At 62.0% G+C, this 15,078-nt stretch carries 15 protein-coding genes; 5 read left to right on the top strand and 10 right to left on the bottom strand.

The features are described 5' to 3' along the window. Window positions 1-58: 58 nt before the first annotated feature. Both VFB05_RS08705 and VFB05_RS08700 read right to left on the bottom strand, forming a co-directional pair. Window positions 59-1,405, bottom strand: coding sequence for an ABC transporter substrate-binding protein (locus VFB05_RS08705; RefSeq protein ID WP_325011076.1), 1,347 nt, complete (start codon window positions 1,403-1,405; stop codon window positions 59-61). A 214-nt stretch (window positions 1,406-1,619) separates the two neighbouring features. After that, window positions 1,620-2,465: an alpha/beta hydrolase gene (locus VFB05_RS08700; protein WP_325011074.1), complete on the bottom strand. Its 846-nt coding sequence runs from the start codon at window positions 2,463-2,465 to the stop codon at window positions 1,620-1,622. Between the two features lie 97 nt (window positions 2,466-2,562). Between VFB05_RS08700 and VFB05_RS08695 the strand changes: the two genes are divergently transcribed. From VFB05_RS08695 to VFB05_RS08675, 5 genes are all read left to right on the top strand, one after another. Beyond that, window positions 2,563-3,990: an amidase gene (locus tag VFB05_RS08695; protein WP_325011072.1), complete on the top strand. Its 1,428-nt coding sequence runs from the start codon at window positions 2,563-2,565 to the stop codon at window positions 3,988-3,990. 133 nt (window positions 3,991-4,123) lie between these two features. Continuing rightward, window positions 4,124-4,333 (top strand): ferredoxin, encoded by a 210-nt coding sequence (locus VFB05_RS08690; RefSeq protein ID WP_325011070.1) that lies wholly within the window; start codon window positions 4,124-4,126, stop codon window positions 4,331-4,333. Between the two features lie 47 nt (window positions 4,334-4,380). Then, window positions 4,381-5,574, top strand: coding sequence for a cytochrome P450 (locus VFB05_RS08685; RefSeq protein WP_325011068.1), 1,194 nt, complete (start codon window positions 4,381-4,383; stop codon window positions 5,572-5,574). Between the two features lie 40 nt (window positions 5,575-5,614). Further along, entirely contained in the window at window positions 5,615-6,940 is a 1,326-nt protein-coding gene (locus VFB05_RS08680; RefSeq protein WP_325011066.1) for an MFS transporter, read from the top strand. Window positions 6,941-7,004: 64 nt separating this feature from the next. Further along, a complete protein-coding gene (locus VFB05_RS08675; RefSeq protein ID WP_325011064.1) occupies window positions 7,005-8,228 on the top strand; it encodes a bifunctional alpha/beta hydrolase/OsmC family protein in 1,224 nt (407 codons plus the stop codon). Between the two features lie 2 nt (window positions 8,229-8,230). On the opposite strand, the gene VFB05_RS08670 is transcribed toward VFB05_RS08675, so the two are convergent. The 8 genes from VFB05_RS08670 to paaB all read right to left on the bottom strand — a co-directional run bounded on the left by VFB05_RS08670 (window position 8,231) and on the right by paaB (window position 15,073). Then, a complete protein-coding gene (locus tag VFB05_RS08670; protein ID WP_325011062.1) occupies window positions 8,231-9,298 on the bottom strand; it encodes a YeeE/YedE family protein in 1,068 nt (355 codons plus the stop codon). 9 nt (window positions 9,299-9,307) lie between these two features. Beyond that, complete coding sequence (locus tag VFB05_RS08665; RefSeq protein WP_325011060.1) at window positions 9,308-10,321, bottom strand: zinc-binding alcohol dehydrogenase family protein; 1,014 nt, start codon at window positions 10,319-10,321, stop codon at window positions 9,308-9,310. Window positions 10,322-10,360: 39 nt separating this feature from the next. After that, complete coding sequence (gene paaK / locus VFB05_RS08660; protein WP_325011057.1) at window positions 10,361-11,692, bottom strand: phenylacetate--CoA ligase PaaK; 1,332 nt, start codon at window positions 11,690-11,692, stop codon at window positions 10,361-10,363. A 60-nt stretch (window positions 11,693-11,752) separates the two neighbouring features. Further along, window positions 11,753-12,193: a hydroxyphenylacetyl-CoA thioesterase PaaI gene (gene paaI, locus VFB05_RS08655; protein WP_325011056.1), complete on the bottom strand. Its 441-nt coding sequence runs from the start codon at window positions 12,191-12,193 to the stop codon at window positions 11,753-11,755. Next, window positions 12,186-13,262, bottom strand: coding sequence for a 1,2-phenylacetyl-CoA epoxidase subunit PaaE (paaE, locus tag VFB05_RS08650; RefSeq protein WP_325011054.1), 1,077 nt, complete (start codon window positions 13,260-13,262; stop codon window positions 12,186-12,188). Before paaE ends, paaI begins: the two co-directional genes overlap by 8 nt. A gap of 103 nt (window positions 13,263-13,365) precedes the next feature. Beyond that, window positions 13,366-13,869 carry a 1,2-phenylacetyl-CoA epoxidase subunit PaaD gene (paaD, locus tag VFB05_RS08645; protein ID WP_325011051.1) on the bottom strand — a complete coding sequence of 168 codons (504 nt, stop codon included), beginning with the start codon at window positions 13,867-13,869 and terminating at the stop codon, window positions 13,366-13,368. Continuing rightward, window positions 13,863-14,657 carry a 1,2-phenylacetyl-CoA epoxidase subunit PaaC gene (gene paaC, locus VFB05_RS08640; protein ID WP_325011049.1) on the bottom strand — a complete coding sequence of 265 codons (795 nt, stop codon included), beginning with the start codon at window positions 14,655-14,657 and terminating at the stop codon, window positions 13,863-13,865. Before paaC ends, paaD begins: the two co-directional genes overlap by 7 nt. A gap of 128 nt (window positions 14,658-14,785) precedes the next feature. Continuing rightward, a complete protein-coding gene (gene paaB / locus VFB05_RS08635) occupies window positions 14,786-15,073 on the bottom strand; it encodes a 1,2-phenylacetyl-CoA epoxidase subunit PaaB (protein WP_325011047.1) in 288 nt (95 codons plus the stop codon). Between the last annotated feature and the right edge of the window lie 5 nt (window positions 15,074-15,078).

Below are 15,078 nucleotides of genomic sequence, written 5' to 3'. Positions count from 1 at the left end.
TATGCCGCAGGCAACAGACCCGCGCGGCAGAACGCAGCCCACGCTCAGCCGACCCCGCTCATGCCTTGTGCTGCCACTTGTCGAAGATGCCTTCGCACTGTTGCGCGGCCCACTTGACCGCCTCTTCGGCCGTCATCGCGCCGGTCGCCGCCTTCGCCATCATGTCGCAGATGACGAAGTCGTTGTAGACCTCGTCGGTCGCCGCCCAGGACGGCCCCGGATAGCCGGTTGCGGCCGACCACTCGTCCGAACTCTGCAGAAGCGCCAGCTTGTCGTGTGGGGTCGAGGTTGGGTCGTTGGACAGGATCGGCATCGGTTTGGGCACGATATTGGCATAGATCGGCATGTTGTACCCGGTGCTTGCCTTGAAGGCTTCGACCCAATGGTCGGCGTAGTATTTGAGAAACTCGAGGCCCGCCTCCTTGTTCTTGGCGAAGTTCCAGATTCCATAGGAATTCGGCGAGGTGCCGATCAATTGGCGCACCGGACCTTTCGGCGGTTTCGCAACAAAAATATCGTCGGCGACCTTGGGGTTGAGTTGCTGAGCCGTCCGGTATGCCGAGATCGGGTTTGAGATATACGAGCTTACCCCTGAATCGATGTACTGGTTGTTGCTTGCGTCGCTCCACGAAAGGACATCCGATGTCATCGCCTCCTTGTAGAGTGCGGTGGCGAACTTGACCGCCTCGACGCTTTCCTTGCTGTTGAGGACGACCTTCTTGCCGGCTTCGTCCTGAACGGCACCGCCATAGCTCCACAACACGCCGCGCCAGGTGCAGTTCGGATCGTTGCTGTGACCGAGCGAAATCCCGACCGGATGGCCTTTGGCTTTCAGCTTGGCTCCGCCTCTTCGGATGTCATCCCAGGTATCCGGAGTGACGCCAACCTCATCCCACTGGCTCTTGCGGTACATACTCGGGTAATCGATGTAGTAGTCGGGGTACGCAGACCAGGTCTTGTCGTCCGGGTTGTAACCGATCTGTTTGCCGATGATGCTGACCTTGCCGTACTTCTTTTCGACATACCCCACCACGTCAGTCATATCGATGAGGAACTTCCGGTAGAGATGCGGTCCGCCCGCCCCGTTCCACATGAAGATGTCGTGGCCCGATCCGGCCGAAGCTTCAGCAGCCGCGCGTGAAGCGACGTCCTGCACCGGAATGTGATCGACCGTGACCTGGATGTTGTTCTTCGTTCCCCAGTCCTTTGCAAATCGGTCGAACCATTTGTCGAATGCCGGTACGAAATGGCTCCATTGGACCATCGTCAGAGTCTTGGTGTCGGCCATGGCCCGCGATATCAACGGCGCGGAAAGAATTGGTGCCGTGCTTGCCGCGAGAAGGGTGAGCCCCGCATCCTTCAGGAATCGGCGTCGCGTGGCACGCGCCAAAGTGGTCGTGCTCATTTTGCGATTCCTTCTCTTCAGTTCCTGTGGGAAGGCAAATCCCGCCGGGGATTGTCTCGCCCACTGGTTCTTTGTCTAGCTGTTGGCATAACGCGCGAAAGCGCTGCATCGCCCACTTGAACTAAAGCAGTAGTGGTGACCGCGCCTTCGCGCCGCAAAAATGAAGCGCGCCGACCGCCCACGGATGGCTCGATTTGATTTGCGCAGCCGGAGACTAGGCCGTCCGCCCGAACAACTCCCGGATCATCGCGGTGATCCGCCCCTCAGGCTTCGCCATTTCGTCCATGATGGTGAAGTGGTTGGCGCCGGGGATTTCCTCGTAAGTGACGGGCAACCCGTGTTTGGCGCGATGGGCCGCGAAATCGGCGGTCTGCTTGCGTAAGAGCGGCAACTCCGCAGCCCCCACCGTCAGCGCCATCGGCTTGAGCGCATGCGTCAGCAACATCGGCGAGTTGCGTCTCGACATCGCCTCGTCAAGGCCGAGCTTGACGTTGAGATAGGAGTGGCGGATCGGCTCGAGATCGTAAATGCCGCTGATGGCAACGCCGCCCTTGATGCGAGGGTTCATCATCGCCATGGCGGTCAAATGCCCACCGGCGGACCATCCGGACGCAATCAGCCTCTCGGCGTCGGCGCCGAGATCGGCCAGTTGCCCCGCGAGATAGTCAATTCCGGAATGAATTTCCGCGACGATCTGTTCGAGCGTTGCGTCGGGCGCAAGCGTATAGCCGATCAGCGCGACATTGATGCCGTGCGCCATCGTTCCCTTGGCGAACAGCGTAAAGCTGTCCTTTGACCGCATCTGCCAATAACCGCCGTGGATGAAAAGGAGTGTCGGCGCGTTCGGCGCGGCTTTGAGAAAGTCGATGCGATTGCGCTCGCGGGGGCCGTATTGAAGATTGAGATGCGCGCCGTGCCGCGCCCGCATGTCCGCCGACATCTTCTCCCAGCCCGCCACCATGTCTCCGCTGCCGGCAACGGCTGCGGAGTTGTTGAGGCCGCTATCGAGCGCCTCACGGCTCAGCTTGCGCCAATCCACGGCATCGAACGGCATGGTCATCTCACTTCTCCGTATTCGCCTTTCCTGCTTGTCGTAGGATGTTTTACAAGGCTACACAATCGGTCAACCGGGAAACGAGGCTCGAGGGGAGGCATGAATGTCATCTGATCAGGCGCTGATACGGTCAACGGCATGCGCGATCGTCGACCGGCTCAATTCCGGCGAGGTCACGCCCCTCGACCTGCTGGACGCGCTGGAGAACCGGATCGCCGAAGTCGACAGCAAAACCAACGCGCTGCCGACCCTGTGCTTCGACCGGGCCCGCGCGAACGCCAAAGCGCTGATGGCCAAACCAGCGGGCGAACGCGGCCTGCTCGCCGGCCTTCCGATCCCGATCAAGGACCTCACCAGCGTCGCGGGCGTGCGGACCACCCAGGGCTCGCCGATCTTTAAAGACAGCGTTCCAGCACGCTCCGATATCGTCGTCGAGTTGCTCGAACGCACTGGCGGCATCGTGTACGCCAAGTCCAATACGCCGGAATTCGGCGCCGGCGCCCATACGTTCAACGAGGTGTTCGGCGCGACGCGCAATCCGTGGGACACCTCACGCTCCGCGTCCGGCTCCTCGGGCGGCGCCGCTGTCGCGCTCGCAACAGGCACCGCGTGGCTCGCCCATGGCACGGACATGGGCGGCTCGCTGCGCAACCCGGCAAGCTTCTGCGGCATCGTCGGCATGCGCCCGAGCATCGGTCGCGTGCCGCATAGTCCCGCGTTCAAGATCGACCGCAACCTCACCGTCCACGGTCCAATGGCGCGCAACGTCGAGGATCTCGCACTGTTTCTTGACGCAATGAGCGGCGAACATCCCGCCGATCCGCTGTCCCTGCCCCGCCTGCCGACATCCTTTCGGTCGGCGGCGCGTTCGGGAGAGAAGCCCAAGCGCGTCGCCTATTCGCCCGATCTCGGCATCACGCCGGTCGATCCTGAGGTCGCCGCGATCACGCGAAGAGCGGCCGCTCGTTTCACTGAAGCCGGCGTCATCGTCGAGGAAGCCCATCCCGACCTGCGTGAGGCCCATGAATGCTTCCATGTGCTGCGCGCTTTCGATTTTGCGATCACCAAGGCGGCTTTGTTGCGCAACAAGCGCGAACAGCTCAAGCCGGAAGTCATCTGGAATATCGAGGAAGGCCTGAAGCTTTCGGTCGAGCAGCTTGCGCGCGCCGAGGCCCAACGCGTTGCGCTGGCCGCCCGCACGTTGGCGTTCTTCGAGAACTATGATTTGCTGCTGACGCCTGCGACGATCGTCCCGCCATTCCCGATCGAGCACCGCTATGTCAGCGAATGCGCGGGCAAGAAATTCGATAACTACGTCGAATGGCTTGGCATTGTTTATGCCATCACGCTCGTGTGCTGCCCGGCGCTGTCCCTGCCATGCGGATTTACCGCTTCCGGCCTACCGGTCGGTTTGCAAATGGTCGCTGCCCCGCGCGGCGACGCCGCGCTTCTCGCCGGCGCCAGGGTTTTGGAAGATATTCTGGGTGTCCGCGGCACGACCCCGATCGATCCCAGAACTGCGCCGCAGTAGGTTTCTCGCACCAGCGATTCGCCTGGTAAACTTGCGATTTGAGCGCTGGTGAAGCGCACATAGCCCGCTATAATCGCCGCAAACAGAAAGACGAGCGCGCCGATTTGAAAATCGGCCCGGGGGAGGAATCCGAATGTCGGGAAAGCTGCGAGTTCGCGTCGATCAGGACAAATGCCAGGGGCACGCCCGCTGCAAATCGCTCGCGCCTGAACTGTTCGAGCTCGACGCGTTCGGCAATGCGCATGAAGTCGGCGACGGCACGGTGCCTGCCGGACTGGAAGACAAGGCCTGGCTCGCGCAGTCCAATTGTCCTGAAATTGCGATCGAAGTGATCGAGGAATAGGCCCGTTCGCCGGATCATCCGATTTTACTGACCGAGAGGAACTGCTCATGTCCGATCATTCTCCTGTCACGGATTGGGTTCACGACTTCGATCACACCGATCCGCGCTGGACTGAAAATCCGTACCCGATCTGGGACGAGCTTCGTGCCGCAAGTCCGGTGGTCCATACCGAGCGCTATCTCGGCTGCTACATGCCGACCACCTTCGAAGCCGTGAAGCAGGTCGCCTACGACACCGAACATTTCTCCTCGCGCCGTGTCGTCGTCCGCAACGCGAGGCCAGAAGTCATTCCGTCACCGCCGATCACTTCCGATCCGCCGCAACACAAACCTGCCAAGCAATTGCTGTTGCCCCCGTTTACGCCCGACGCCATGAAAAAGCTCGAGCCGCGGGTGCGCGCAATCTGCAATGAACTCATCGACGGCTTCATCGATGAAGGCGGATGCGATGCCGCCGCGCGCTACAGCAAGTATATTCCCGTTCGTGCGATCGCTCATATGCTCGGCATTCCGGAAGATGACAGCGACCGCTTCATCAAATGGATCCACGAAATCCTGGAACTCGGCATCAAGGACGAGGCCATCCTGATGAACGCGGTTCACGAGATGATGGCCTACTTTGGCGGTCATATCGAACGCCGCAAGACGGAGCCGACAGACGACCTGATTTCGACGCTGATGAATGCGCGCGACCAGAACGGTCAGCCTCTGCCCGACATGCACGTGCAGGGCACACTGCGGCTGCTATTGATCGCCGGCATCGACACCACCTGGAGCGCCATTGGTTCATCGCTGTGGCATCTGGCGCGGACGCCGGCCGACCGCGAGCGGCTGCTCGCCGAACCGGCGCTCTTGCCCTCCGCCGTCGAGGAATTCCTGCGGGCCTTTGCCCCGGTGACGATGGCGCGCGAGGTCATGAAGGAGACCGAGATCGGCGGCTGTCCGATCAAGCCCGGCAACATGGTGCTGTTGTCTTTTCCCGCAGCGAACCGCGATCCGACCGTGTTCCCGGATGCCGACAAGGTCGTGATCGATCGCAAGCAGAATCCGCACGCAGCCTTTGGCCTCGGGATTCACCGCTGCGTCGGTTCAAACCTTGCGCGCATGGAAATGACGGTCGCCATCGAGGAATGGCTCAGGCGCATTCCCGATTTCAGGCTCGACCCTGCCGGCAAGGTCACCTGGTCGGAAGGCACGGTGCGCGGGCCGCGGCAACTTCCCGTGCTGTTCGGCAAAGCCTGAGCGGCCTTTCTTCTTTTTCATGAATTTTCGGGGAACTTAAGTGACTGAGCAAGCTGCAACCGTGAACGCCGACGACCATCTCGACATTCACGACGTCGAACGGCGGGTGAAGGCGATCTTCATCGGCTCCATCGGCAATCTCGTCGAGTGGTATGACTTCTACGCCTATACGGCGTTCGCGCTCTACTTCGCCCCCGCTTTCTTCCCCAGCAGCGATCCGGTGGTGCAGCAGCTCAACGCCGCCGTGTTGTTCGCCGCGACCTTCCTGATGCGGCCCCTCGGCGGCTGGCTGTTCGGCTATCTCGCCGACCATTTCGGCCGCCGTCTGTCGCTGACACTGTCGGTCGTCTGCATGTGCTTTGGCTCGCTGATCATCGCCGTCACGCCAACTTATGCTTCGATCGGGCTGGCCGCGCCCGCGATCCTGGCGCTGGCGCGCGTCATCGAAGGATTGAGCCTCGGCGGCGAGTATGGGGCGAGCGCGACATATCTGAGCGAAGTGGCGGACGCCAAGCATCGCGGCTTTTATTCGAGCTTCCAGTACGTGACCCTGATCGGCGGGCAGCTCACGGCCATCATCGTCCTGTTGCTGCTGCAAAAGGTTTTCCTCACGCCAGAGGAATTGAAGGCGTGGGGCTGGCGGATTCCCTTTGTCATCGGTGCGGTGCTGGCGATCTTCGCTGCAGTGATGCGGCGCGGCCTGCATGAGACCGAAGCCTTCGTGGAAGCGAGCAAGACCGTCAAACCGACCGGTTCGATCCTCGGACTGTTGCAATATCCGCGCGAGCTTCTGCTGGTCGTAGGCTTGACCGCTGGCGGCACGGCGGCCTTCTACACCTTCACGACCTACATGCAGACCTTTGTCAAATTGTCGGTCGGCCTGACCGAGGACCAGACGACGCTTGTAATCTTCGGTTCGCTGGTCTTTGCAACCTTGCTGCAACCGATCTACGGCGCCATCTCGGACCGGATCGGCCGCAAGCCGGTCCTGATCTTCTTCGGCGTGGTCGGAACGCTCGCCACCGTACCGATCCTGACCACGTTGAAAGCGACCCAATCGCCCCTGATGGCGTTTCTGCTGATCTGCGCCGCCTGGATCTTCGTTGCGGGCTACACCTCGATCAATGCGGTCGTGAAGGCGGAGCTGTTTCCGACCAAGATACGGGCGATGGGCGTCGGCATCCCCTATTCCATCACGGTCTCGATCTTCGGCGGCACAGCGCCAGCGGTGGCGCTCTATTTCAAGAGCATCGGCCACGAGCAATGGTTCTACTATTATCTCTGCGGCATCATCTTCCTGTCGTTGCTGATTTATTCAACCATGCGAGACACCAAGCATGAATCGGCGATGCATCGCCACGAATAGAGCTGCTTTACGGAGCGCCGCTTCTTCCTGAAGAGATGGCGCTCCAAAAAACACGGAGACGCCCATGCCCACCGAACGATTTCAATTTCCGGGTTCGGAGGGCCAGCTACTTGCGGCCACCCTGGACACGCCGGACGGGCCAGCCCACGCCTATGCGCTGTTCGCCCATTGCTTTACCTGCGGCAAGGACGTGCTGGCGGCAAAGCGGATTGCGGTTGCGCTCGCCGCAAAGGGCTTCGCGGTGTTGCGGTTCGATTTCACCGGCCTTGGTTCGAGCGAAGGCGACTTCGCCAATTCGACCTTTTCCTCCAACGTCGCCGATCTCGTGCGCGCCGCCGATCACCTGCGCAAAACCCATGCGGCGCCGGCTCTCCTGATCGGTCACAGCCTCGGCGGCGCTGCCGTCTTGGCGGCGGCGCGTCAGATTCCCGACGCGAAAGCAGTCGTGACCATCGCCGCGCCGTCCGATCCATCCCACGTCACCGGCATGTTTTCCGGTTCGATCGAGAAAATTCGCCGAGACGGCGAAGCCGAGGTATCGCTCGCCGGCCGCCCCTTCACGATCAAGCGTGCGTTCCTCGACGACGTCGCCGAGCACAGCCTGATGCAGCACATCGCCCAATTGCACAAGGCGCTGCTCGTCATGCACGCACCGACCGACGATACCGTCGGCATCGACAATGCGACCCGCATTTTTGTGACCGCCAAGCATCCCAAGAGCTTCGTGTCGCTGGCGGACGCGGACCATCTCCTGAGCGATCGGCGCGACTCCGCCTATGCCGCCGACGTCATCGCGGCGTGGGCCTCGCGCTACCTCGAGGCCGCGAAGCCGAACGAAGATGCCGATGAAAGCAAAGCCCCGCGCGAGGTCGTGGTTCGCGAAACCCGCAACGGCAAGTTCCAACAGATGGTCACTGTCGGCCCGCATCAATTGCTCGCGGACGAACCCTCGACCTCCGGCGGCGACGACACCGGACTTGCGCCCTACGACTTCCTGCTCGCCGGTCTCGGCGCCTGCACCTCCATGACCATGCGGCTCTATGCCGACCGCAAGTCACTGCCGCTGCAACGAACCACGGTGACGCTCCGGCACAGCAAGATTCATGCGGAGGATTGCGCCGAGTGCGAAACCAAGTCTGGCATGCTTGACCAGATCGAACGGGTGATCGCCATGGAAGGTCCGCTCGACGCCGAACAACGCAAGAAGCTGATTGAAATCGCTGACAAGTGCCCAGTTCATCGCACGCTGACTTCAGAGGTGCGCATATTGACCAGCGCTGCCGACTGAATTCAGCGTCGAGCGTCCGGAATTTTCAGCAGTGGCACGCGAAGCACGCCGCGCAGTCCTCCGGCGGTGCCGAGCAGGATCCCGGCGACCGCCACGAAGGACGAGAGCGCGAGCGTCGAAATTCCGGTCAGACCCTGCCCGATCGAGCAGCCCAGCGCCATCGCACCGCCTGTTCCCATCAGCGCGGCGCCTGCGATCGAACGCAGCATGTGCTGTGGCGAGACAAAGCCTTCGAGATAGAAGCGGCGCGTGGCCAGCGCCGTGAGCAGACTGCCGGCGAACACGCCAAAAACCATGACGATGCTGAAATTGAGCGTCAGCCCGGTCGACAGCATCACATACTGCACGGTGTCGACGACGGGAGCGATAAAGGTGAGCGAGGTCACAGCGGCCGGATTGAATTCATCCGCGCCGAGATAGCCGGTCGCAAACCAGCCGGCCGTCACCAGCAAGCCAACCGCAATCCCCGCCGCGACCTGACCACGCGCCCGCCGGAATGGCTCATGCGCGAAGGCAAAAATCGCAAGCGCGACCGAAATTGCCAAAGCGACCGCCAGGCGCGCTGTCATCCCGCCACCGATCGCCGGCAAAAGCTCCGGCAAGGACAGATGAGCCGGCCTGGTCAGCGTCGACTGCAACAGGGGCATGCGGATCGGCGCAATCAATCCCCTCAGCGTCATCTGCGCCGTGATGCCGAGCACGATCACGACGACGAACGAACGCAGATTGCCGCGCCCGAGCAGCACCAGCGCGCGCGAGCCGCAACCGTTCGCGAGCACCATGCCGTAGCCGAACATAAGCCCGCCGACGAACATCAATGGCACGGAAAATGACGGCTGGAGATAGACCGACTTCGAAAGATCGACCGCGCCGTAGACCGCGAGGCCCTGCGTTGCGATCAGCGCCACCGCGAGCGCAAGCGCAAAGGTGCGGATCAGCCGCGTGTCACCTTCCGCCCACCAGCCGCGCAGGCTGCTCAACAGACAAAAGCCGCTCAAAAGCCCAACGATGCCATAGGCGAGGCCGATCAGGAGACCCGCGCCGACGACGATGTTGAAATCCGCTGGCACTGCCGTCGCCTATGGCCGCAGGATGACGCGGTCGCGCGAAGAGCCGGCGACAGCGATGAACGCGGACTTTGCATCTTCCAGCGGATAGATCGCGGTTGGCTTGATCGGGAATGGCTTGAGGTGTCCGCTGAGGAAGCCGGGAACCAGTTCGCGAAGCACGGCGCCGGTTGCGACCGACGACAGGCCGAGTGAATCGATGCCGACATAGGTGTGCTGGCCACGATAGAATTCGAGGATATTGAACTGCACGATGCGGTCGATGGCCGCGATCAGAATCTGCCGCCCGCGCAGAGCGAGCGACTTGTGCGCCGCTTCGAAGTATGGATCGCCGACGGTATTGAACACGATGCTGGCGCCCTTGCCGTCCGTCAGCTCGCGAACGCGCGCCGCCACGTCGGTCGTCGAAACGTCGATCATCTCGACCGGCCCGTTGCTGTATCCGGCGTAAGCCTCGTTCTTGCGCGCCACGCCGATCACGCGCGCGCCGCGCCAGCTCGCAATCTGCACGGCGGCCTGTCCGACCTTGCCGGTGACGCCAAACACCAGCACGGTCTCGTGTCTTTCCGGAAGCCCCGCGCGGCGAAAGCCCTCGATTGCGGTGACAAAGGGCACGCCAATGCCGGCCGCCTCGGCCCACGACAGGTTCTTCGGCTTGTCCACGACCGCATCGGCCTCGACGACCAGGTGCGTCGCGTGAGTGCCGTCACGGCGGATCCCGAGATCGCCGGACGAGCCGAACACTTCGCGGCCGATCATGCCAGCCGGGCCGTCGATCACGACACCGGCGTAATCGCGGCCCGAGGTACGCGGAAACACCGCGTAAGGCATCAAGCCGGTGGCAGCCTTGATGTCGGAAGGATTGACGGCGGCGGCCTTGACCTCAAGCAGCACCTGACCTTCGCCACGCGACAACGGCTGCATCTCGACAACCGGGGCCACCTCTGCCGGAGTGTCCGCCTTGGCGTTCAGCCGGACGCAGCGCGCCTCAACGGCAAGATTGGGGCCGGATTGGGCAGTCGACATGAAGTGTTCCGTTTCTCAGATATCTCGGAGAAACAGCAGTTACCCTTTTGGCCGCTTGTCGTAAACACGCTTCGCCTTGCCGAGCGAGCGTTCCAGCGTCTCCGGGGCGACAACCTTGACCTGGGCCGTCACCCCGATCGTGTTCTTGATATAGAGACTGACCCGTTCGGCCTCCGTGGTGAGACCTGCCCCGTCCCAACGCTCCTGGCGCGCCTCGGCAAGGACCGTCATTTCGTCGAGACGCCCTTCACGGGTCAATTCCAGAATGAAATGGCCGCCGCACCAGTCGGTCGCCAGCAGCACCTCCTCGATCTGGGTCGGGAACAGATTCACCCCGCGCAGGATGATCATGTCATCGGAGCGCCCGGTGACCTTTTCCATGCGCCGCATCCCCGGACGCGCCGTGCCGGGCAAAAGCCGAGTCAGGTCACGCGTGCGGTAACGAACGATCGGAAAGGCTTCCTTGGTCAGCGAGGTGAAGACCAGTTCGCCGCGTTCTCCGTCCGGCAGGACGGCGCCGGTCTCGGGATCGATCACCTCGGGATAGAAATGATCCTCCCAAATGTGCAGACCATCCTTGGTTTCCAGGCACTCCTGCGCGACGCCGGGGCCAATCACTTCCGACAGCCCGTAAATGTCCGTCGCGTGCATGTCGAAGGCGGCCTCGATCTCGGCCCGCATCGCATTCGTCCAGGGCTCGGCGCCGAAAATGCCGATCTTCAGTGAGGACTGGCGCGGGTCCAATCCCCTGCGCTTGAACTCGTCGAGGATCGCCAGCATGTAGCTCGGCGTGACCGTGATGATGTCCGGTTTGAAATCGTTGATAAGCTGCACCTGCCGCTCGGTCATGCCACCGGACACCGGCACGACCGTACAGCCGAGTTGCTCGGCGCCGTAATGCGCACCGAGCCCGCCGGTGAACAGGCCGTAGCCATAGGCATTGTGGATGATCATGCCACTGCGGCCGCCGGCGGCACGGATCGAGCGGGCCATCACCGTCGACCAGGTGTCGATATCGGCCCTCGTATACCCGACCACGATCGGCTTGCCCGTCGTACCTGACGATGCGTGGACACGGACCAGCTGTTCGCGGGGCACCGCAAACATGTCGAACGGATAGTTGTCGCGAAGGTCGGTCTTCACAGTGAAGGGAAATTTGGCGAGGTCGGAAAGCGCCTTGAAATCGGACGGGTGAACACCGGCCTTGTCGAACGCTTTCTTGTAATGCGCGACGTTGTCGTAGGCGTGGGCGAGCGACCAGGCCAGTCGCCGGGTCTGTAACGCCATGATCTCGTCCCGCGATGCGCGCTCCGCGTCATCCATCTCGGGAACGTAACCACCTGATCCCAGTCGAAGCTTGCTCGAAGCCATCGCGCGTTTCCTCGGGGCTATATTTTCGCAACGTTGTTTTTGTTCTTGTTGGGAGCCTTCTCAGGCCTCCGGCAACCACGTCCCGCTGATGCTACGGGAATGACCGCGAAATTCCGCGATCACCACCTCGCCCGCCGTGACCCTGACGTCGTAGATACCCGAACGGCCGTTGCGCGATACTTCGCGCGCCCGTGCGACCAGGAAATCGCCGAGACTGGCCGGCCGGATAAAGGTGATGCTGCCTTGCGCCGCGACAACGCGCTCGTTGTAGGTGTTGCAAGCAAAGGCAAAGGCGGAATCGGCCAGCGTGAAGATGAAGCCGCCATGCGCAATGCGCTGGCCGTTGACCATGTGCGGGCCGACCGTCATCGACAGCGTTGCCTGACCGGCGCTGACTTCGAGGATCTTCATGCCGAGACCCTTGCTGGCGTCGTCCTCGCGCCACATCGCCTCCGCGCAGGCTCGGGCGAGTTCGTCAGGTGAAAGCCGAACTTCAGACATGGTCATAATCCACCACGACGCGGTCAGTGACGGGCCTCGCCTGGCAGGTCAGGATAAACCCTTTCTCGAGCTCCCATGGCTCGAGCGAGTAATTTAATTCCATCCGAGCATCGCCCTCGACCAGCCTGGCGCGGCAAGTCGAGCACATGCCGCCCTTGCAGGCGAACGGCAGATCGACGCCGGCGCGCAACGCCGCATCGAGAATGGCCTCGCCGTCGGCGACCGGCACCTCGCGGCGCTTGCCGTCGATGATGAGCGCGGCGAATGCCTTCGGCGGCGCACTTGCCGGCACAACGGCTTTCGGCCGCGGCTTGCCGCCAAGACCGGACACAAAGCGCTCGATGTGGATGCGGTCTTCGGGAATGCCAATTTCGCGACAGGTCGCCTCGATCTCCTCGCTCATCCCGGTCGGACCGCAGATGAAGACGTGATCGACGCTGGCCGCGGGCACCAGCGAACGCAAAAGCACCCGCACCTTCTCGCCGTCCAGCCGCCCATCGAGGATCGGAATATCCTGCTCTTCGCCCGAAATAACGTGAAACACCGAGAGCCGCTCAATGAAGCGATCCTTGAGCTGTTCGAGCGCTTCGCGGAATAACATGCTGGTGGTCGAGCGGTTGCCGTAGAACAAAAAGAACCGGCTGTTCGGCTCGCGCGCGAGCACGCCCTTGACGATCGAGAGGATCGGCGTGATGCCGGAGCCGGCGGCAAAGCCGACATGGATGCGCGCGGCTTCCGGCGCAGGCGCGATTCCAAAGCGTCCGGTCGGCATCATGACGTCGATCTCATCGCCGCTCTTCAGTTCATCCGCCGCCCAGCTCGAGAACGCGCCACCGTCGACCTTCTTCACGGCGATGCGCATTTCGCCATCATCAGGCCCGGAGCAGATCGAGTACGAACGGCGCACCTCTTCGCCATCCATCGTCGTTCGCAACGTCAGATATTGGCCGGGCGAAAAGCGATAAGCGTCCTTGAGCGCATCGGGAATCGCAAAGGTCAGCGAGACCGCGTCAGCGGTTTCGCGGCGCAAATCCTTGACAGCCAGACGATGAAAGCGCGGGGTGGACATCAGAGAGCTCTCTCCGTCATCGCGAGGAGCAAAGCGACGAAGCGATCCAGCACTTCCTTCGTTTCTGGATTGCTTCGCTTCGCTCGCAATGACGGCAGCATGATCAATGACACTTGAAATAGTCGAAAGGCTCGCGACAGCTCTTGCAGCGCCATAGCGCCTTGCAGGAGGTCGAACCAAATTCCGAGAGCAATTCGGTGTCGCCGGAACCGCATTGCGGACACGGGACCTGCTCCACACCGAACAGCGCGCGACGGGAGGTTGAGGCGATCGGCGGCGCAATACCATAGTCGCGCAACTTGCGGCGGCCGTCGTCGCTCATCCAGTCGGTGGTCCAGGCCGGCGACAACATCGTGCGGATTTTCGAACCGCGAAAACCTGCACGTTCCAGCGCCAGCTCGATTTCAAGCGCGATCATGTTCATCGCGGGACAGCCCGAATAGGTCGGCGTGATCGTGACCTCGACGCGGCCATCATTCAGGGTAACGTCACGCAACACGCCGAGGTCGGCGATGGTCAGCACCGGAATTTCGGGGTCAACAACCCCGGCCACGGCGTCCCAGGCGCGCTGTTTCGTTAGCGCATTGGAGATCGCGTCGATCACCATGACGCACCCGGAAAGGTTCGCTGCATCGATTGCAGTTCGCTGAGGAGATGGCCGAGATGCTCGCTGTGGCGGCCGCTACGCCCGCCCTTTTGCATCCATTCGGCGCTCGGCAACGCAAGCGTTGCTTCACTTGCAACCAACGAAACGGTCTTCAGCCATTGTGCACGCAACGTCGCCGGGTCGACCGCAACGCCGGATTCGATCAGCGCGCGTTCGCTGTCGTCGGCATCGAACATCTCCGCCGTAAAGGACCAGAGGTCGTCGACGGCGGCTTGCGCGCGAGCGTGGCTCTCGGCCGTGCCGTCGCCGAGCCGGATCACCCATTCCGACGCGTGCCGCAAGTGATAGGCGCTTTCCTTTTCCGACTTTGCGGCAATCGCCGCCAGCGTCGCATCGGAAGATTTCGTCATCGCGCGCCAGTAGAGATCGGCGAATGCCGCATAGAAAAATTGCCGCACAATGGTGCGGGCAAAATCGCCGTTCGGCTGTTCGACCAGAAGGAGATTGCGGTACTGCCTGACATCGCGCAGATATGCGAACTTGTCCTCGTCGTTGCCCTTGCCTTCGGTTTGCGCCGCGTAGGAATAAAGCTCGCGCGCTTGCCCCAGGAGATCCAGGCCCATATTGGCGAGCGCCATATCTTCCTCGAGCATCGGTGCGTGTCCGCACCATTCCGACAGGCGATGCCCAAGGATCAATGCATCGTCGGCGCGGCGCAGCGCATACAGCACCAGCGGAGTTTCGAGGACTTCTATGTTGGCAGCGACGACCATGGCCTTGAACTGCATCCACTTCGGTTGACCTCATCCCGAGGAGCCTGCGCAGCAGGCGTCTCGAAGGATGGGACAAGAGCACTTTTCGGGGCCTCATGGTTCGAGACGGCGCTTCGCGCCTCCTCACCATGAGGAGTTGAAATTCACATATGCCCGACTTCGTCGGGCACCTCGTAAAAGGTCGGATGACGGTAGATCTTCGATTCCGCCGGTTCGAACATCATGCCCTTCTCGGCCGGATCGGATGCGGTAATCGCGCTCGACGGCACCACCCAGATCGATAGACCCTCGCCGCGGCGGGTGTAGACGTCGCGCGCGGCCTGCAGCGCCAGCGTCGCATCGGTCGCATGCAGCGATCCGACATGTTTGTGCGCGAGCCCATTGCGGCTGCGGATGAAGACTTCCCACAGCGGCGTGTTCGGTGTGGCCATGATGA

The sequence above is a fragment of the Bradyrhizobium sp. genome, from assembly GCF_035652035.1.
Taxonomy (GTDB): domain Bacteria; phylum Pseudomonadota; class Alphaproteobacteria; order Rhizobiales; family Xanthobacteraceae; genus Bradyrhizobium.
The sequence above is the reverse complement of the archived record's forward strand: the minus strand, read 5'-3'. Positions and strand labels throughout refer to the sequence as shown.